Source organism: Novosphingobium tardum (assembly GCF_042652045.1).
Classification (GTDB): domain Bacteria; phylum Pseudomonadota; class Alphaproteobacteria; order Sphingomonadales; family Sphingomonadaceae; genus Novosphingobium; species Novosphingobium tardum.
Map to the genome: position 1 here is coordinate 1,228,738 of NZ_JBHSDR010000006.1, position 15,750 is coordinate 1,244,487.

22 protein-coding genes are annotated in these 15,750 nt (G+C 62.3%); 14 read left to right on the top strand and 8 right to left on the bottom strand.

The window, feature by feature from the left end; translation table 11 throughout:
* The first annotated feature begins 160 nt into the window (after positions 1–160).
* Together ACFO0A_RS13935 and ACFO0A_RS13940 are read left to right on the top strand one after the other, a co-directional pair.
* The gene (locus tag ACFO0A_RS13935; protein ID WP_379539606.1) at positions 161–721 is read left to right on the top strand and encodes a MarR family transcriptional regulator; all 561 of its coding nucleotides are present in this window, start codon (positions 161–163) and stop codon (positions 719–721) included.
* 326 nt (positions 722–1,047) lie between these two features.
* Complete coding sequence (locus tag ACFO0A_RS13940) at positions 1,048–1,665, top strand: response regulator transcription factor (RefSeq protein WP_379539607.1); 618 nt, start codon at positions 1,048–1,050, stop codon at positions 1,663–1,665.
* 2 nt (positions 1,666–1,667) lie between these two features.
* Here the strand turns inward: ACFO0A_RS13940 and ACFO0A_RS13945 are convergent, their stop codons facing one another.
* From ACFO0A_RS13945 to ACFO0A_RS13970, 6 genes are all read right to left on the bottom strand, one after another.
* On the bottom strand, positions 1,668–1,958 hold the full coding sequence (locus tag ACFO0A_RS13945) for a hypothetical protein (protein WP_379539608.1): 291 nt from the start codon (positions 1,956–1,958) through the stop codon (positions 1,668–1,670).
* A gap of 335 nt (positions 1,959–2,293) precedes the next feature.
* The gene (locus tag ACFO0A_RS13950; RefSeq protein WP_379539609.1) at positions 2,294–2,494 is read right to left on the bottom strand and encodes a hypothetical protein; all 201 of its coding nucleotides are present in this window, start codon (positions 2,492–2,494) and stop codon (positions 2,294–2,296) included.
* 581 nt (positions 2,495–3,075) lie between these two features.
* Complete coding sequence (locus tag ACFO0A_RS13955; RefSeq protein WP_379539610.1) at positions 3,076–3,351, bottom strand: hypothetical protein; 276 nt, start codon at positions 3,349–3,351, stop codon at positions 3,076–3,078.
* A gap of 137 nt (positions 3,352–3,488) precedes the next feature.
* Entirely contained in the window at positions 3,489–4,562 is a 1,074-nt protein-coding gene (gmd, locus tag ACFO0A_RS13960) for a GDP-mannose 4,6-dehydratase (RefSeq protein WP_379539611.1), read from the bottom strand.
* A 93-nt stretch (positions 4,563–4,655) separates the two neighbouring features.
* The gene (locus ACFO0A_RS13965; protein WP_379539612.1) at positions 4,656–4,844 is read right to left on the bottom strand and encodes a hypothetical protein; all 189 of its coding nucleotides are present in this window, start codon (positions 4,842–4,844) and stop codon (positions 4,656–4,658) included.
* A gap of 127 nt (positions 4,845–4,971) precedes the next feature.
* Positions 4,972–5,304, bottom strand: coding sequence for a PilZ domain-containing protein (locus ACFO0A_RS13970; RefSeq protein ID WP_379539613.1), 333 nt, complete (start codon positions 5,302–5,304; stop codon positions 4,972–4,974).
* 360 nt (positions 5,305–5,664) lie between these two features.
* Between ACFO0A_RS13970 and ACFO0A_RS13975 the strand changes: the two genes are divergently transcribed.
* From ACFO0A_RS13975 to ACFO0A_RS13985, 3 genes are all read left to right on the top strand, one after another.
* Positions 5,665–6,072, top strand: coding sequence for a helix-turn-helix domain-containing protein (locus ACFO0A_RS13975; RefSeq protein WP_379539614.1), 408 nt, complete (start codon positions 5,665–5,667; stop codon positions 6,070–6,072).
* A 163-nt stretch (positions 6,073–6,235) separates the two neighbouring features.
* A complete protein-coding gene (locus ACFO0A_RS13980; protein ID WP_379539615.1) occupies positions 6,236–6,835 on the top strand; it encodes a hypothetical protein in 600 nt (199 codons plus the stop codon).
* 87 nt (positions 6,836–6,922) lie between these two features.
* Positions 6,923–7,699 (top strand): transporter, encoded by a 777-nt coding sequence (locus ACFO0A_RS13985; protein WP_379539616.1) that lies wholly within the window; start codon positions 6,923–6,925, stop codon positions 7,697–7,699.
* Between the two features lie 57 nt (positions 7,700–7,756).
* Here the strand turns inward: ACFO0A_RS13985 and ACFO0A_RS13990 are convergent, their stop codons facing one another.
* Positions 7,757–8,122, bottom strand: a complete 366-nt coding sequence (locus ACFO0A_RS13990; RefSeq protein ID WP_379539617.1) for a ribonuclease HI — start codon at positions 8,120–8,122, stop codon at positions 7,757–7,759.
* 33 nt (positions 8,123–8,155) lie between these two features.
* Positions 8,156–9,766 (bottom strand): MBL fold metallo-hydrolase, encoded by a 1,611-nt coding sequence (locus tag ACFO0A_RS13995; RefSeq protein ID WP_379539618.1) that lies wholly within the window; start codon positions 9,764–9,766, stop codon positions 8,156–8,158.
* A 270-nt stretch (positions 9,767–10,036) separates the two neighbouring features.
* On the opposite strand from ACFO0A_RS13995, the gene ACFO0A_RS14000 reads away from it, so the two are divergent.
* From ACFO0A_RS14000 to ACFO0A_RS14040, 9 genes are all read left to right on the top strand, one after another.
* Complete coding sequence (locus ACFO0A_RS14000; protein ID WP_379539619.1) at positions 10,037–10,576, top strand: VOC family protein; 540 nt, start codon at positions 10,037–10,039, stop codon at positions 10,574–10,576.
* A gap of 72 nt (positions 10,577–10,648) precedes the next feature.
* Positions 10,649–11,425 carry an SDR family NAD(P)-dependent oxidoreductase gene (locus ACFO0A_RS14005; RefSeq protein ID WP_379539620.1) on the top strand — a complete coding sequence of 259 codons (777 nt, stop codon included), beginning with the start codon at positions 10,649–10,651 and terminating at the stop codon, positions 11,423–11,425.
* Positions 11,426–11,615: 190 nt separating this feature from the next.
* On the top strand, positions 11,616–12,224 hold the full coding sequence (locus ACFO0A_RS14010; protein WP_379539621.1) for an Hsp20/alpha crystallin family protein: 609 nt from the start codon (positions 11,616–11,618) through the stop codon (positions 12,222–12,224).
* 222 nt (positions 12,225–12,446) lie between these two features.
* Positions 12,447–12,602 (top strand): hypothetical protein, encoded by a 156-nt coding sequence (locus tag ACFO0A_RS14015; protein ID WP_379539622.1) that lies wholly within the window; start codon positions 12,447–12,449, stop codon positions 12,600–12,602.
* A 20-nt stretch (positions 12,603–12,622) separates the two neighbouring features.
* The gene (locus ACFO0A_RS14020; protein WP_379539666.1) at positions 12,623–13,099 is read left to right on the top strand and encodes a winged helix-turn-helix transcriptional regulator; all 477 of its coding nucleotides are present in this window, start codon (positions 12,623–12,625) and stop codon (positions 13,097–13,099) included.
* Positions 13,096–13,689, top strand: coding sequence for a 2-hydroxychromene-2-carboxylate isomerase (locus ACFO0A_RS14025; RefSeq protein WP_379539623.1), 594 nt, complete (start codon positions 13,096–13,098; stop codon positions 13,687–13,689). Before ACFO0A_RS14020 ends, ACFO0A_RS14025 begins: the two co-directional genes overlap by 4 nt.
* A complete protein-coding gene (locus ACFO0A_RS14030; RefSeq protein WP_379539624.1) occupies positions 13,686–14,384 on the top strand; it encodes an SDR family NAD(P)-dependent oxidoreductase in 699 nt (232 codons plus the stop codon). The genes ACFO0A_RS14025 and ACFO0A_RS14030 overlap by 4 nt, the downstream gene beginning before the upstream one ends.
* Positions 14,384–14,866, top strand: a complete 483-nt coding sequence (locus tag ACFO0A_RS14035; protein ID WP_379539625.1) for a PaaI family thioesterase — start codon at positions 14,384–14,386, stop codon at positions 14,864–14,866. Before ACFO0A_RS14030 ends, ACFO0A_RS14035 begins: the two co-directional genes overlap by 1 nt.
* Before the next feature lie 33 nt (positions 14,867–14,899).
* Complete coding sequence (locus ACFO0A_RS14040; RefSeq protein ID WP_379539626.1) at positions 14,900–15,112, top strand: zinc-binding dehydrogenase; 213 nt, start codon at positions 14,900–14,902, stop codon at positions 15,110–15,112.
* The last annotated feature ends 638 nt before the right edge of the window (positions 15,113–15,750 follow it).

Genomic DNA, 15,750 nt, shown 5'->3' on the forward strand with positions numbered 1-15,750 from the left:
GACTCCGCAAAATTCGCTAAGCGTCTCAAGCACGGCGGTTTTAAATGACTGTGCAGCCCGAAAAGGGGGGTCGCGTAATGCAGAGCGGTGATGACACCTGGCGATCTGGCGCGCGCGTTTGCGCTGCTAGTGCTTTTGCCAAGTCGCTGTGGAGACTGTAGTGACCTCCAACGACATCACGGATGCCTGCGGCGAGTTGAGGCGCCAAGCGCAGAGCTTGATCCAGGCGGCGCAGGAACTTCTTGCCGCCGCCGCCAAGCTCGATCCTTGCAATGCAGAAAACACCCCGCTCCGAGTGGCGACCGACTTCAGCGTCTTGCCCGGCCGTTCCGCCGAACTGCGAGCCGAAGCGCTGTATATGGGGCGTCGGATTCGCGACAAGATGTTTCCCCAGGGCCTGTTCGGTGAGCCCGCCTGGGATATCCTGCTCGATCTTTATCTTGCGCAAGCGAACGACAAACCACTTGGAGTGACCGCGGTATGCCTCGGTTCGCAGGTCCCCGCAACAACCGCGTTGCGTTACATCGCCCTGCTCGAGGATGCCGGGCTTGTGATGCGCGAGCCAGACTCTGCCGATAACCGCAGGATCTTGGTCCAGCTGACCGTGGCGGGCACTCAATCGATGGAGAGCTTTTTCGAGTTTACCGACGTGAGGCTGCTGCCGCGCAAACGCGCCTCCGAACCGCTTGCCAATCTGCGCGCAGCCAATGCAGCCCACTGATTCGAGAGCGCCTGTTTGTGCCCACGATTTAGAATTCAATTCCGCACTGCAGGTGTGACCGGATGGGTAAACGAAGTCAGCAAAACTGGTTTGCCCGGGCTCAAGTCGTTCTCTTGAATTGATCGGTCCCGAAGGGTTTGCAGTTTCGAGGGGGCGGTCGGCTCCGGCCTCTAGAGGTCAAAAAAGATTGTTGGTGGCCGCTGCGCATCAACTCGTTCAATTCTCGAACAGATTTGTGTCGCTCTCTCACCAATTTGGGCGGATTGGCACCAATCTGGTGGAGATCCCGTGCAAGCCCGGTGCGCGGGATCCGATAGCTTCGGCAAATGCAAAACAAGCAAGTTATCCACATTCTCGAAGATGACGATCTTCACCGGGCCCGGCTATCCTCGCTCGTGTATGGGCTGGGCTGGCACGCCGAGATCTATTCCGACACTTCCGAGTTCTTGCGAATTTTACCGAGCGGCGGACTCGTGCTTGTTCGCGAGAATCCCGAAGGTGGAGCGATCGAGGAATTGCTCGCGGCACTCAAATCGCGTGGGTCGTGGATGCCGGTTATCGCGTTTGCCGGCTCGGCCAACGCGACGACAATCGTGCAGGCTGTCTTTGACGGAGCGCTCGATTTCCTCGTGCTTCCGATCAGCGCCCCCGAATTGCTCAGCGCAGTCGGACGGGCACTGGATCGTGCCGGCGACGTGTTCGCAATGCGGCAGCGCCACGCATTGGCAACGGCACAGGTGGCGGCGCTGACCCCGCGCGAGAGCGAAGTCCTCGCCGCACTCGTTGACGGGAAGACCAACAAGGACATTGGTCAGGATCTTGGCATTAGTGTGCGCACCGTTGAAATTCACCGGATGAACATGCTGGGCAAGCTCGGTGCCAAGTCGAGCGCGGATGCCGTCCGCATCGGCTACGACGCCATCAACGCCGGTCATCTAGCGTAGATCTACCCCGCCTGCGCAAAACGGGCGATTTCGCGCAACGTCCCGGCATAGGCGCCGAGGAGCGCCGATGCCAAGGTTTTGCCCACGAACGTCGTCTCGCCCGCGCCGCCAGCCAAGCAGGTGGTGGCAATCCACTCGCGTGCGTTCGGCGCCTTGCTCAGCATGTAACCGAGGCCACCTGGCAACAACCGCAAAGCTGCGGCCTCGAAAGCACCCTCGTCGAGTAGGCCCTCCACCACCCCTGCCGACACGACGGAAAGGGGAAGATTGCCCCTCTGCGGGGCGGTGAGCATGAGGCGATGCGTAGTCCGGATGAGAGCCGCGTCGTCAGCGCTCCTCCCGGAACCACAGCGCACGGCCAGCCGCTCAAGCGCGCCAAGCCAAGGTTCTTCGGGAGGGCTGTTTGGCCCTGTCCAGTCGTTAGCCACCGGTTGTCCCTCCATCGCCTCCATTCCATGGGCGTTATGGAAAATCAATGCCTTCGCGTCGGGCCAACGGCAGCAAGCGTGACGCCCGGAATGCGCCCGTTCCGTTACCGAAGAGTAAGCCGATGATCGCCCGCGCCCAAGTTAGTTGTGCAGGCTATGACCGCACGCTCATCCAGCCACGGCGCAACGTTCGACGCAGGTCAAACTCGCTTCTCTCCGTCCGAACCGCCATCGGCTCGCTGCGGCCGTAGTTCCGCGCGCGCATGGTCGAGCGCAAGACTGAGATGCACCGCCACAAGGCCAAGGTCCAGCCTGTCAAGTTCATCCAGCATGAGCTCGAACGTGTCGACCACAGTCCGCAACGCCTGCTGCTGGTCAGGGGCATAGTTGGAAGGGTCCATGGCTTTCCGAAATCAGGATTGGTGTGGCTGGCTATCATTAGCCGTGCCCTAACAGGGATCCAACGGCTTTAACTTCCTGTGTCCAGAAAACCGGCTGCAACGGGACAAGTGCCGTATGGCAGGCCTGACGGTTCATCTGGGCCGCCATCCCTCGCGCCAATTGGACCAGGCTGATCCGTCCACCTGTCGTTCCAGGTATCGACCATACTTGGTCGTTCCAAATAAGCGCGCGCGTCTTGTAGATGTTGGATGATTTACACAAACTCACTGGCTACGACACGGGTGGCGTCAGTCCGATGCGCAGTGCAAGTCTTGTACTGGTCTATTCTTTGCAGTGATTTGGTCTCGTTGCTTCTTCCAGTTGCCGCGTGGTCGATGATGATCGAGTAGGGCGCATTTTGTTGAAACGACCTTGACGATCTTGCGGTTGGCATTCCGTCAATACGCTTATCCGTGCACAACGTTGGAGACAACTGCCCCCGCGCCGCGGATGAAACGGCATGCAGCCGGTTGCGCTGGCGTATGCTCCGCCCCCTCAAAAAAGGATAACGTATCCTGCTACGACCATGCAAATCTACGACTCACGGCTGCCAGTGGAGGGCCAATATTGCGACTCGATATTCAACAAATCTACCGCCATGACCCGGGATTATTCTTTCCACCCTCTGTTCCGCTTGCAAACTCAAAGAAGTTAGATCAATCCGCTCAACTAAGTTATCAATCATATCATAAATAGATGTCTCAGTTCCATATTCATGTATAAATTCTAACGAACGAGTCATCACATTTTTAAGGTAGATATCAAGTTCAAATTTGGCAAAAAGTCTCTTTTGAAACATTCCAGGAGCGCGTTTCATCGGAATTATTCCAAGTTTCGCTGTGTGGCGATCATTAAATTATTCTATGATACCAGACGTCCGAGTTCAAGCCTCCAGCATGGCGACCTCCCCAGCCCAAAAAAATTGTCGCGCGCGCGGCCGTTCGGTTTGCCCGGTCAATCGACTGTCAGTTGGGGTTGTCTCGCCTTGGCCAGGTCGCTCTCGACCATTTCACGGACGAGGTCGCGGACCGGTGTCTCGTGGCGCCAGCCCAGTTTCTGGTGGGCCTTCGAAGGGTCACCAATAAGCAGGTCGACTTCGGTAGGACGGAAATAGCGCGGGTCGACCTCAATCAGGCACTTCCCAGTCGCCTGGCAATAGCCCTTTTCGTTGATGCCATCGCCGCGGAAGTCGACCGGGATGCCCGCGTCCTCGAACGCCCAGCGCACGAACTGCCGCACCTCGGTGGTTTCACCCGTGGCGAGGACGTAGTCGTCGGGGTCGTCCTGCTGGAGCATCATCCACATGCCGCGCGCATATTCACGGGCGTGACCCCAGTCGCGCTTGGCGTCGAGGTTGCCGAGAAACAGCTTGTCCTGCCGGCCCAACGCGATCGCCGCGGCGGCCCGGGTGATCTTGCGGGTGACGAAAGTTTCGCCCCGCAGCGGGCTTTCATGGTTGAACAGGATCCCGTTGGACGCGTGAATGCCATAGGCTTCCCGGTAGTTCACCGTGATCCAGTAGGCATAGAGCTTGGCCGCGCCGTAAGGCGAGCGCGGATAAAAGGGCGTGGTCTCGCGCTGTGGGACCTCTTGCGCCAGCCCGTAGAGCTCGCTGGTCGATGCCTGATAGAAGCGGGTCTTGTTTTCCATTCCGAGGATGCGGATGGCTTCGAGCAGCCGCAGGGTTCCGATCCCGTCAGCGTTCGCGGTATACTCGGGAGTTTCAAAGCTGACCGCGACATGGCTCTGCGCCGCGAGGTTATAGATCTCGCTAGGCTGCGTTTCTTGCACGATCCGGATCATGTTGGTTGAATCGGTAAGGTCGCCGTAATGGAGGAAAAACCGCGCGTCGGGCACGTGTGGATCCTGGTAGATATCCTCGATCCGTCCGGTGTTGAACGACGACGACCGCCGCCTCATCCCGTGGACCTCGTAACCCTCGCTGAGCAGCAGGCGCGCCAGGTAGGCGCCGTCTTGCCCCGTGATTCCAGTGATGAGGGCTACTTTTCGACGCTCGGACAACGACATGCTCCCGCTGAATTGGATCGCCCCCCCTTAAGCGGTCAAAACCATGTTGCAACGCCGAAGTCCTCTGTGCGGACTCCCCCGTTGCCTTGAACGTCAAGCTGCGCGACTGCCCTCTGCGCTCGAACCCTTCAAGGCAGGGACCATGTCGCGGATCTCGCGCCACATCTTCGCGGCGGCGAGGTTCCCCGCGTCATCGTTGACGGCGATCTGCAAGTCGACGACCCGGCCGACGTCCTCGCCGAAGGTCCGCGCAACAAGCCAGGCGACCGCTTCAGCGCTCATGTCAGATTGGGTCATAGCCCCAGACCTTAGGCTTCAAGGGTTAACTACCTTTTCGAGAAAGTTACGCAAATGAGGACGCTCATCCAGACTGAATTCTATGCCATCGAAAGCACTGCCAGCTGGCGCGTCAGCCGACGGACGAGAGCGAACCGAACCTCTGCCGGTCGGAGCGAATGATTTGGTCATAGACGGCGGGATCCAGCGGGCGCGCGAACTCGCACCCTGTCACGAAGTCTTCTTCCCAGATCACGATGCTCTCTTGCGGCGCGAGGCCCGGCAACCTGAGCCACAGGGTCGAACCCACGGGAAAGCGGTCATACGTTTTGATGCAGACCCCCGCTGCGGACAGGTCGAGGATCTCAACCCGCATCCGTGAGAGCCCTCGCCGCGCCTGTGCAACGTTGTCGCGCAGCGTCCTGCGGGTATCGCGCGTCTCGAAAGCAGGATCACAAATGCCCATGACGGCTCGCTCCTTGGAAAGAGGCAAATCTAGCCAGGCTTGGCCAAGGGCGTGATACCAGGCTTGGTTGAGGTCGACTTAAAATCCATACGAGGAGACGCTGGCTGCGTTGGTCCAACTAGGTATTCGTCCTTAGATGGGCGTTGACCGTTCGTAGTTCGCCCGTCGCTATGTCCGGGCGTCAGGACATGGTCCCGTCCTGAAAATGCTGGAGCCTCCGCGTTATCCCCGCGGAGGCTCCCCTCCCGTCGCTCGGGTCGCTCAGGATTTGCGGCCGTTGCGTCCCGGCATCGTTTGGGTTTACCGGCGCAAATGGTCTGCTCTGTCCTTGGCAGGCCGTGAACCAATAGGTGGCGCGCTTTGGCTGACGAGGAAAAGAACGGTGGGCCAATATATCTGCGCGAATGGCGCAGCCGGCGGGGGATGACGCAAACCGCGCTGGGCGAAAAAGTCGGCACCAGCGCTGCAATGATCTGGTATCTGGAACGAGGCCACCGCGGCATAACCGTCAAGTGGCTACGGCGCCTTGCCGCCGCACTTCGCGTCTCGCCGACGGCTCTCCTCGAGCACGATCCCTCGGTCGGCTCAAAGGCTCAAAAGCAGGACGCCGCGCTGACGCAGCGGGCCGCACATCTGATTTCGGCATCGAGGGAGTCCGCGGAGTGGGGCGATCTGCTGACCGCCTGGGTGGCCCTTTCTCCTGAAGACCGAGATCTTGCGCTCAAATTGGTGGAAGTTCTCGCGCGACGAAGCAACACCGGCGTCTAGCCCACGCACTAACTCGGCGGCTCGTCCCCAGCGTCGAACGCCCTGCCTGTTCACCTTGGGGGTTCACCTGAAATTCACCGCTTCCGGGCTCATTGCGCTCCCGGCAGAGGAACCATCGGGACGCTCCTGGCTTCCTGCCACGCGATAAAAAAAGGAGTCGCAAATGTATAAGATGATCACTGCCGCAGCAGCCCTCGCCCTCGCCGGCGGCGCTGCCGCCGCGCAGGACACCACCACGCCCGACACGACCATGCACGGCCTTGGCGCCGAGGTTTCGGTTCTGGCGAAGGCGCAGCGCGATTCGGACACCAAGGGCCTCGGCGCCACGGTTTCCGCCAAGGCGAAAGCGCAGCACAGCACCGCTTCGGACGATGAGGATTCAACCGAGGCAACCGGCGATACCACGACAACGGCTGACGCAACCGACACGACCGACGATAGCTCGACGGCTTCGGGTCGCGAGCACGCCAATGCCAAATCCGCTGCTTCGCTGGCGGCCTCGGTAGCCGCCGCGAAGGGCGACAACAGCCAGATCAAGGCCGGAGCCGGCGCGGTCGCCGATCTGCGCGCCAGCCGCTCGGCTGCCGCTGACGTGCGCCAGAACAGCACGACCGCGCGCGAAACCGCAACGGCCGCGCGTGCCGCTGCCGCCGACGTGCGCGCTTCGGCAAGCGACGCCCGCGCCAACGCTTCGGCGGTGCGCGAGAATGCGCAGCTCGTCCGCGACGTCGTTCGCGCTGCGCGGCCCGGCCGCGGCAACTGAGCGCTCGCCCGCAAGGGCAAGCGAATGTTCGAGATCGGGGCGGGCCGCGTGCGGTCCGCCCCTTTCATGCATGAAGAAAGGGGAACAATGACCAGCTTCGCAATGAAGGGCACCGCGCTTGCCGCCGCCGCGCTGCTGTCCACGCCTGCCTGGGCGGACGAAATGCCCTCGCTCTCGTTTACGACCGGCGTCGACTATTCCAGCGGCGATTACGGCACGGGCATCGACACCGATATCGTCGTGGTGCCGTTGACCGCGCGTTATCGGACTGGCGACCTGCGGTTCACCGCATCGGTCCCCTATCTCCATATCAATGGCGCTTCGAGCATTGTCGGCGGAGACGGCGGGCCGGTGGTGATCGACCCCAATGCACCGCGTACCTCGCGCAGCGGGATCGGCGATGCGACGGTCGGCGTGACGTGGTCGCCGCCCGAGGAACGCCTCGGTTTCGGTCTCGCGCTTTCCGGCCGGGTCAAGTTGCCCACCGCGTCGCAAAGCAAGGGCCTGGGCACGGGCAAGGTCGATACCAGCGTCTCGGCCGAACTCTCCAAGACCGTTGGCAATGTCACGCCTTTCGTCAGCGCCGGCTATCGGATGCCGGGCGACCCTGACGGCTTCAACCTGCACAACGCGTTTACCGGTTCGGCCGGTGCCAGCGTCGTGGCCGGCAAGGCCGTGCTGATCGGCTCGTACGATTATCGCGAATCCACCAGCGACCTGTCCGACGACAGCCAGGAGTTGTTCGGCGCGATCAGCGGCCCGGTTTCGGATCGGCTGACCTTCACGCTCTATGGTTCGAAGGGCTTGAGCGACGGCGCTCCGGACTATGGCGTCGGCGCGATGATGACGATCAAAGCATTCTGACGAGCGCGGCGGGGTGGACCACGGCGTCCACCCGCCGCGCACCGCTGGCGCGGTCGATCAGCGCGGGTGAAGCTTCTGCAGCGCTATTCCCGCAAGATTCTGCGATCTCTTTACGTAACGCACCGCCGGCTGGCGTTCGCCGGCAAGCTCCAGAAACCTGCGCAAGTGATCGTCGCTCGAACCGCGAGCCCGCGCCCTGCGGTTGGCCTGCTCGATCACCGGAGCGCAATCGCCCAGCAACACGAACGGTTCAGCCCCCAGCGATAGCCCGGTCCGCAGCGCCTCAATTAGCGCCAGCCACTCGGCATCGGTCCCGCTTCCGAACCCTTGGTCGCGCAGGATCGTCGCCCGTCCCCGAACGACGACCGCGAGTTCGATCGTCCCCGGTGTCGGACGGCATCCACCGTCGAAAAAGATCTTCAATCTCGATGCCATCTGAAGCGTGCTGCGGCCCCACTACGAAGCTGACGCGCCCTGCTCGCGGCGGCCGTCGCGGAAAGCGGTGTAGGACTTCAGCACCTCGCGCATCCTCCTGATCGCTTCCTCGCGCTTTTCGTCTGGGACGCGCTTGAGCTCGGACTTCAGGCCGCCAACAAGGTCGGCATAGGCGTTCTGCCAGTCCCGGCCGACCGCAGCCTGCGCATCGAGGCGCCCCGTCGACAGCCGCCGCGCTTCCTGCCCTTGCGGCAGGGAATAAACCTCGCCGATCTTCGGAATGCGGGTTTTGGTGGCGGGATCGGCTCGCTGCACTTCGCCGCGCAACGCCTCAAGTTCCCGCAGCTCGCCGTGGTCGAGAAATACCGTTCCTGCTACCGGGCGACGCTCCGCGATCCAGTCGAGCAATTCGCCCTGATCCGCATGAGCTGAATATGTGTCGATCTCGCGAATCCGGGCGCGGACCTGGATGTCGCTGCCCGATATTCTGGCAACCTTCGCGCCTTCCAGCAGCACGCGGCCCAGCGTGCCCTGGGCCTGGAACCCCACAAACAGAACTGTGGAATCGCGGCGATGGAGATTGTGCAGCAGGTGGTGGCGAATGCGCCCCCCTTCGCACATTCCCGACGCCGCGAGGATGATCGCGCCCGAGACCGAATTGAGGCGGATCGATTCGGCGACGCTGCCCACGAAATGAAAACCGGGATCGGCAAAGACATTGCTTCCCCCCGTGTCGGAAAGCTGCGCGGCATAGCTCGCGAACACGCCCGTGATCTCGCTCGCCAGCGGGGAGTCGACAAAGACCGGAACCGACGGAATGCGGTTTGCGGATCGCAGTGCCGCAAGGTCGAGCAGGAGCTCCTGCGTGCGCTCGAGCGCAAAGGCGGGAATCACCAGGTTGCCGCCTTGGCCAAGGGCTTCGACGACTTCTGTCTGAAGCACCGCTCGCCGCTGCTCGATCGTCAGGCGCTCGCGCCTGCGCCCACCATAGGTTCCTTCGCACACGATGTGATCGAAACCTGCGGGGCCGGCCGGGTCCTCGAGAAACGCCTTGAACTCCGGCCCGACGTCGCCCGAGCACATCACGCGTGCGCCGGCCGCTTCCAATTCGACCGAGGCAGAGCCAAGAACGTGGCCCGCGTTCCAAAGCCGCGCGCGAAAACCGGCGGCAGGCTCGAACCACTCGCCAAGATCGACCGCCCGGCACTTGCGCCAAGCGGCATTGGCATCCTGTTCGGTGTAAAGCGGCACGAACGGCGGCTCACCCGCGCGGTCACGACGGCGATTGCGCCGCTCCGCATCCATCTCCTGGATCCGTCCGGCGTCGGCCAGCATGAATTCAAGGAGGTCGCGCGTCGGTGCCGTGCACCAGATGGGACCGCTGAAACCATTGGCGACCAATTTGGGCAACAGTCCCGAATGATCGATGTGCGCATGCGTGAGCACCACCGCATCGATCGATTTCGCATCGAAGTCGAACTCCCGATAGTTCAGCGACTCAAGCGTCCGCGATCCCTGGAACAGGCCGCAGTCGACAAGGATGCGGCGTCCGCCCCAGGCGTATTCCATGCACGACCCCGTGACGGTCTCGGCAGCACCGTGAAATGTCAGCGTGATGGAATTTTCGGCCATCGACATCCTCCCGGGCCCATTCTTCGAAGTTCGAACGCGAGTTGTCGAGGGCCGTGTTGCGGACACCAAGTCTGCGGTATTTCGGTCGTCGCCCGGCCCTCCCCCCCTGCACCATCCGTGCGAGCGCGCCAGACCCGCCGCTATCTAATCGAACAATTATCACGAGGGTCCGGGCGCCTACACCTTGCCGCCAATGCCGGATGGCACGGCAGCGGGCTGGCCGACCAGCCGCGCTGCACGGGATGTCGTTTTCGAGGCGGGAGAGCAGGAATGGCGACGGGCAGCAGGATCGAGATTGTCCAGAACTGCTATGTCGTTCGCGACCTTGAAGCCGCGTGCGCGAGACTGCATCGCCAATACGGCATCGGCCCGTTCGTCGGGGGCTCTGAAGGCGTTCTCGGCGACCACTTCTATCGCGGCGCGGCGGCGGAGCCGATCCGCATCCGCGGCGTGTTCGTCCAGTCGGGCAGCCTGAACATCGAACTCGTCCAGGTGCTCTCCACCGGGCCAAGCGCCTTCCGCGACATGTATTCAGGGGATGCCGAGGGCTTCCACCACACGGCGGTGTTCTGCGACGACTATGCGCAGACACGCGATGCCTGGACTGCCGAGGGGTACGCGCTCGCCAGCGAATTCGTGACCAGTTTCGGCGCCCGGATCTGCTACCTGGATGCCCGGGCGACCCACGGCCACATGATCGAACTTTACCCCGAGCATGAGGTCATCCGCGAAATGTACGGCAAGGCCCGGCGCGCCGCGAACGACTGGGACGGGCAGCGACTTATCGTCCCCTGGGCCGACGTTGCTTAGGGCCGCAGCGCTGAAGCAACTCTTACGGATCGGAACCGAGGCAACCCGTACATGCAAGGGAGGAGATGAGCGATGCAGCTATCCGGCAAGAAAATCGTCGTCACGGGCGGGGCCCGCGGGATCGGGGCCGCAGCAGTTCGCGCCTTTGTAAGGGAGGGAGCACTCGTCCATTTCGTCGACCTGCTGGATGAAGAGGGCAAGGAACTGGCGGCCAACGTAACCGCCAGCGGACCGGGACGCGCAGTCTATCACCACGGCAACGTCGCAGAGAGGACCGAAATGCGGGCAATCTTCGCGCGTTGCGCCGACGACATGTCCGGCATCGATTCGCTGGTCCATGCGGCCGGCATCCACCGGGAAGCGCCGCCCGAACTCATCACCGACGAGGATTGGGATACGGTCATTGCCGTGAACCTGCGAGGCACATTCGTGACCAACCAGGAAGCCTTTCCCTACCTGAAAGAAAACGAAGACTCCCGGATCATCAATTTCGGGTCGCTTGCCGGCATGACGCCCTACGTCATGTCCGGACACTACTCTGCATCGAAAGGCGGAGTGATCGCGTGGACGCGCACAATTGCCCATGCGTGGGGCAAGCATGGCATTCGCGCCAACACGATGGCGCCCGGGATCGAGAGCCCGATGGCGGCCGAAGTGCGGGAGCGATTGACGAGCAAGCCCATCTCGGAGGTCGGAGCTTCGCCCACCGCCAGCGCTGCCCTGGCTTCGGGCATGGGGGATGCCGATCGCGATTTGGCACCCGTCCTGGTTTTCCTCCTTACCGACGGCGCGCGCCACATTACCGCTCAGATTATCTCGGTGGATGGAGGCATTTGCCCTACCCGCTGACTGACCGTTTCGTTGCTGATCAAAAGCCGCCGCTTGTCGCGCACGGCTCGGCCCGGGAGAAGGAACCACCGCCGGCCTCGGTCATTTTCCGATTGCTGGGGATGCGGGCGTCGAAGAGCGCATTCCACTCAAAAACGAATCGTCGGATTCCGCTTCCCGAGCCTTGTTTAAAGGAAGGAGGAGCAATGAAATGGCAAAACAGAACCTGACCCCATGGCGCCGCGGCTCATTGACGGGCACGGGTGGCTTTGGCGGCTTTGGCGGCAACCCTTCGGTGTTCGACCTGCATCGGCAGGTGAACCGGCTGTTCGACGACATGTTCGATCAAGGGCCGCGCTGCGGCGGGTCGTCGCAGCTGTCGGGCACCGGCTGGCCGCAACTCGAGGTCGAGCAGAACGGCAACAATATCCAGGTCACCGCGGAGCTCCCGGGCGTCAAAGAGGACGACATCGAACTCACCATCGAAGATGGTATCCTGACCGTGAGCGGCGAAAAGCGTAGCGCTCGCAAGGACGAGAGCGGCTACTCGGAACGCAGCTACGGACGGTTCGAACGTCGTGTGGCGCTGCCGCCCGATGTCGACGACGATGCCTGCGAGGCCGACTTCAAGGACGGCGTGTTGACGGTGACCCTGCCCCGGTCGGAAGCCAAGTCCCGCGGTCGCCGCATCCCTCTCGGCCAGAACCGTCAGCAGGGATCGCTTGAGGCGCAGAACGATGCCGGCAACCCTTCGCGCCAGCAAGCCGCGCAAGAGTCCGACCCGCATCACGGCGAAGATCGGAGCGGCCAACAGGCCTGAGCGCGATCAGCCTGCAATACGATGACTAGCCCCCGCTTCGGCGGGGGCCTTGTCGAATGGCTTCCGAACACGCGCACCCCATTCAGACAAGCGAGGTTCATCTCCGCGCCCGCCCGAGGAAGAATCCGCTCGGCCCTTGCGCTTCGTCCGCTCGCGACATATAACTTCAATTATTGAAGTGACAGGCGCGATGTTTGCGCGTGGCGCAACCTGGAGAAGCCCATGACTTGGATCGATCAACTTCGACGCCTCGAACGGGCGATGGAAGACATCGAAGACCCGCGGGGAATAGAGGGGCGCGACTTGCGCGACCGGCTGCGCCACCTGGATGCCCAGCAACCGGCGCAAACCCCGACCGCGAGCGCGAACAACCAATGAAGGCGCGTTCCTTTGCCGGCATGCGGTGTTCGATCGCAGGGGCGCTTGAACATATTGGCGATCGGTGGGCGCTCCTGTTGATCCGCGACCTCTCCCTCGGCCTCAACCGGTTCGAAGATCTGCGGACGAGCACCGGCATTCCTGCCGCGACGCTTTCTTCGCGCCTCAAGCACCTCGTCTCGTCGGGCATTGCCGAGCGCGTCCCCTATAACGACCACCCGCCGCGGCTGGAGTACCGGCTCACGCCAAAGGGTCACGATCTTTGGAAGGTCAGCGTCGCGCTCCGCGAATGGGGCGACCGATGGGATGCGAGCGGCTTTGGTGCGCCTACCGTCGAAATGGTCGATCGTGAAACCGGCCGACCCCTGACTCTCGGATTGATCGACAACGAGACGGGTCAAGCCGTGCCGATTGGTCGCGCCACGCTCCGGCCCGGGCCGGGGGCAGATGATCAGGTCCGCCGCCTCCTCGAGCCCACAGAAGGAGCATCAGAATGACCCTAAACATTGAGTTCTTCTTCGATTTTCGCAGTCCGTACAGCTACCTTGCCTTCACGCAACTCCAGCCGATGGACGTCGCCCTCACTCTCAAGCCGATGCAAATCCTGAAGGTGATGGAGCGTGTCGGGAACGTGCCCACGACCATCACTTGCGCGGCCAAGGGGCGCTATGCGCGGGCCGATCTGGGGCGCTGGGCCCATCGCTACGGAGTGACCCTCAATCCTTCGGACATGAAAGCGAACGACGGCGAGGCGATGGCGCGCGCGGTCCTTGCGGCAGCGTCCTCGGCTGAGGCCGCAGACGTCGCCGCCGCACTTTACCGCGCGATTTGGAGTGAAGGCCGCACGCTTGCCGGAACAGCGGCGGTCCTGTCCGCGCTGCGCGATGCCGGGATCGACGCCGACACGATCGAAAGCCGGATCGACGACGCTGCAGTGTTCGCACAGCTTGAAGCGAACACTGACGAGGCAGTCGAACGTGGGGTCTTTGGCTCTCCGACCATGTTCGTCGGCGAAACGATGTTCTTTGGCAACGACCGGATGGATTTCGTGCGCGAGGAACTTGCGCGACTGGAGAACGATCAATGACCGACCCTGTTAAGCCGCTCGCACTCGTTACCGGCGTTGGGCCTGGGACCGGCGCGGCCACCGTTCGCCGCTTGTCGCAAGGAGGCTACCAGGTCGCCATGATCGCCCGCAACGCGGACCGCCTCGCCGAACTGGCAGATGCAATCCCGGGCACGTCCGCGCATCCGTGCGACGTGACGGACAGAGACGTCTTGGCCCGGGTGCTCGAAGAAGTCGGCCACCCGCAGCTTGTGGTTCACAACGCCGTGGGCGGGGCGTTCGGCACCTTCCAGAACATCAAAGCCGATACTCTTTCACGAAACTTCGAAATCAACACGATGGCGCTGTTCCATCTTGCACAGTTGACTGCCCCAGCGATGATCGAAGCCGGCAAAGGCGCCATCATCGTCACCGGGAATGGGGCGTCGCAGCGCGGTAAGGCCGCGTTTGCCGGATTCGCCCCGACCAAGGCGGCGCAGCGAATCCTGGCCGAGTCGCTGGCACGCGATCTGGGCCCGAAGGGCGTGCATGTCGCCTATCTGGTCATCGATGCGGCGATCGACGTGCCCTGGCAGCGTGAATTGCAGCCAGACAGGCCCGACGACTTATTCATCTCGCCCGAGTCGATTGCCGACGAGATCTTCCATCTCGCGCACCAGCCGAAGGATGCCTGGTCGTTCCTCGCCGAAGTTCGCCCCTATCACGAGGTGTGGTGATGACGATCGATTATGCGGAAGGCTCCGCTCCCGATGGCCTTGCGCAGCTCCAGGCAATGCTCGCCGGCGGTCTCAAGGCACCGATCGGGAAGACGCTCGGATTCGAGCTGGTCGAGGCGGAGCGCGGCCGGGTCGTGTTCGAAGGCAAACCGGATCGCAGCGTCTACAATCCCCTCGGGGCCGTTCACGGGGGCTACGCGGCCACACCGCTCGACAGCGCCTGCGGGATCGCGACGCATTCGACGCTGGGAGCCGGTCGCGGCCACACCACACTTGAGTTGAAGGTATCCTATCTACGAGGTCTGACCGAAGACAGCGGTACCGTCCGCGCGACTGGCAGAGTGCTTACCTCAGGCCGCCGCGTCGCATTTGCCGAAGCCGAACTGCACGATGGCCAGGGACGGCTTTGCGCGACCGCCACCTCTACCCTCCTCGTCTTCGACGTGGAGCCCGCCAAATCGGCCGCTGCACTCCTGACCTGAGATCTCTGGCCCGCCAGACCCTCTATTCGCCATATGGTCATCCGGTTGGGAAGCGCGAAGATCCGGCGCAAGGCCAGGCATCGCGGCATCGATTACAGCTACCTGTTCATGCGCCCCGACGGCCGCCAGCCTTCGGAAATTGCCAGGCTGGTTGAAGCTGGCGTCATTCGTCCCGTTATCGATCAGGCATTTCCCTTCACGGAGGCACCTGCTGCCCTGGACCGGTCGGCGAGCGGCCGTGCATGAGGCAAGATCGTCGTTCGCGGCCTAATTCCCGACCGGTCGCCTGAGGCGTGGAGATCGCGGTCGCCGATGCACGGGTAGCCGTGCGCTCTCGGTCACGACGGATTTATCGTCGGATCAAGCAAGTTCGGGGGCTACCTTGGCGCAAAGTTCGGCGATCGCCTAGTCGCGTTGGAAAATCTCGATTACGGGAATGCGCACTTTGTCTTTAAAGCGGATTGGAGGAACTCACGCAATTAGGCCGGACAGAATTGATCAGGCTTCGAGATCCCTCGGTGTATCGCTTGCCGCATCTCCCCGGCTCGCAGTCAGCAATTCGCAAACTCGTGCAAGAGCAGTGACTTGCCTTCCGCCACTCCAAATTGACTCCCTAGGTTTGAATACCGGCGGCCGCCGGTTGCATGCCGCACAAAGCGGACAAGGTGCAGAAAGCTTCTTGAAGCCGGTGAAAGACGGACCTCCCGCCAATCGGAGAGATGCCGCGCTTCTCGCGAAGTGGGATTACCTACTGCAGCGGTAACCTCCTTCTTAGCCTTTCGGGGCAACAACGATCTCCAAAAAGAGGATCACTTAGCCAATGTTACAGCAACCGCGCTACGCCGTACTCGAAGATGCTGACGATGAGCGACTGAGCGCCCGGC

Coding starts and splice junctions, on each gene's coding strand:
- ACFO0A_RS13950 (WP_379539609.1), bottom strand. CDS start 2,494: ATGGACCCTTCCAACTATGCCCCTGACCAGCAGCAGGCGTTGCGGACT.
- ACFO0A_RS13970 (WP_379539613.1), bottom strand. CDS start 5,304: ATGGGCATTTGTGATCCTGCTTTCGAGACGCGCGATACCCGCAGGACG.
- ACFO0A_RS14035 (WP_379539625.1), top strand. CDS start 14,384: ATGACGATCGATTATGCGGAAGGCTCCGCTCCCGATGGCCTTGCGCAG.
- ACFO0A_RS14040 (WP_379539626.1), top strand. CDS start 14,900: ATGGTCATCCGGTTGGGAAGCGCGAAGATCCGGCGCAAGGCCAGGCAT.
- ACFO0A_RS13985 (WP_379539616.1), top strand. CDS start 6,923: ATGACCAGCTTCGCAATGAAGGGCACCGCGCTTGCCGCCGCCGCGCTG.
- ACFO0A_RS13995 (WP_379539618.1), bottom strand. CDS start 9,766: ATGGCCGAAAATTCCATCACGCTGACATTTCACGGTGCTGCCGAGACC.
- ACFO0A_RS14025 (WP_379539623.1), top strand. CDS start 13,096: ATGACCCTAAACATTGAGTTCTTCTTCGATTTTCGCAGTCCGTACAGC.
- ACFO0A_RS14000 (WP_379539619.1), top strand. CDS start 10,037: ATGGCGACGGGCAGCAGGATCGAGATTGTCCAGAACTGCTATGTCGTT.
- ACFO0A_RS13940 (WP_379539607.1), top strand. CDS start 1,048: ATGCAAAACAAGCAAGTTATCCACATTCTCGAAGATGACGATCTTCAC.
- ACFO0A_RS13980 (WP_379539615.1), top strand. CDS start 6,236: ATGTATAAGATGATCACTGCCGCAGCAGCCCTCGCCCTCGCCGGCGGC.
- ACFO0A_RS14020 (WP_379539666.1), top strand. CDS start 12,623: ATGCGGTGTTCGATCGCAGGGGCGCTTGAACATATTGGCGATCGGTGG.
- ACFO0A_RS13945 (WP_379539608.1), bottom strand. CDS start 1,958: ATGCTCACCGCCCCGCAGAGGGGCAATCTTCCCCTTTCCGTCGTGTCG.
- ACFO0A_RS14030 (WP_379539624.1), top strand. CDS start 13,686: ATGACCGACCCTGTTAAGCCGCTCGCACTCGTTACCGGCGTTGGGCCT.
- ACFO0A_RS14010 (WP_379539621.1), top strand. CDS start 11,616: ATGGCAAAACAGAACCTGACCCCATGGCGCCGCGGCTCATTGACGGGC.
- ACFO0A_RS13955 (WP_379539610.1), bottom strand. CDS start 3,351: ATGAAACGCGCTCCTGGAATGTTTCAAAAGAGACTTTTTGCCAAATTT.
- ACFO0A_RS14015 (WP_379539622.1), top strand. CDS start 12,447: ATGACTTGGATCGATCAACTTCGACGCCTCGAACGGGCGATGGAAGAC.
- gmd (WP_379539611.1), bottom strand. CDS start 4,562: ATGTCGTTGTCCGAGCGTCGAAAAGTAGCCCTCATCACTGGAATCACG.
- ACFO0A_RS14005 (WP_379539620.1), top strand. CDS start 10,649: ATGCAGCTATCCGGCAAGAAAATCGTCGTCACGGGCGGGGCCCGCGGG.
- ACFO0A_RS13965 (WP_379539612.1), bottom strand. CDS start 4,844: ATGAGCGCTGAAGCGGTCGCCTGGCTTGTTGCGCGGACCTTCGGCGAG.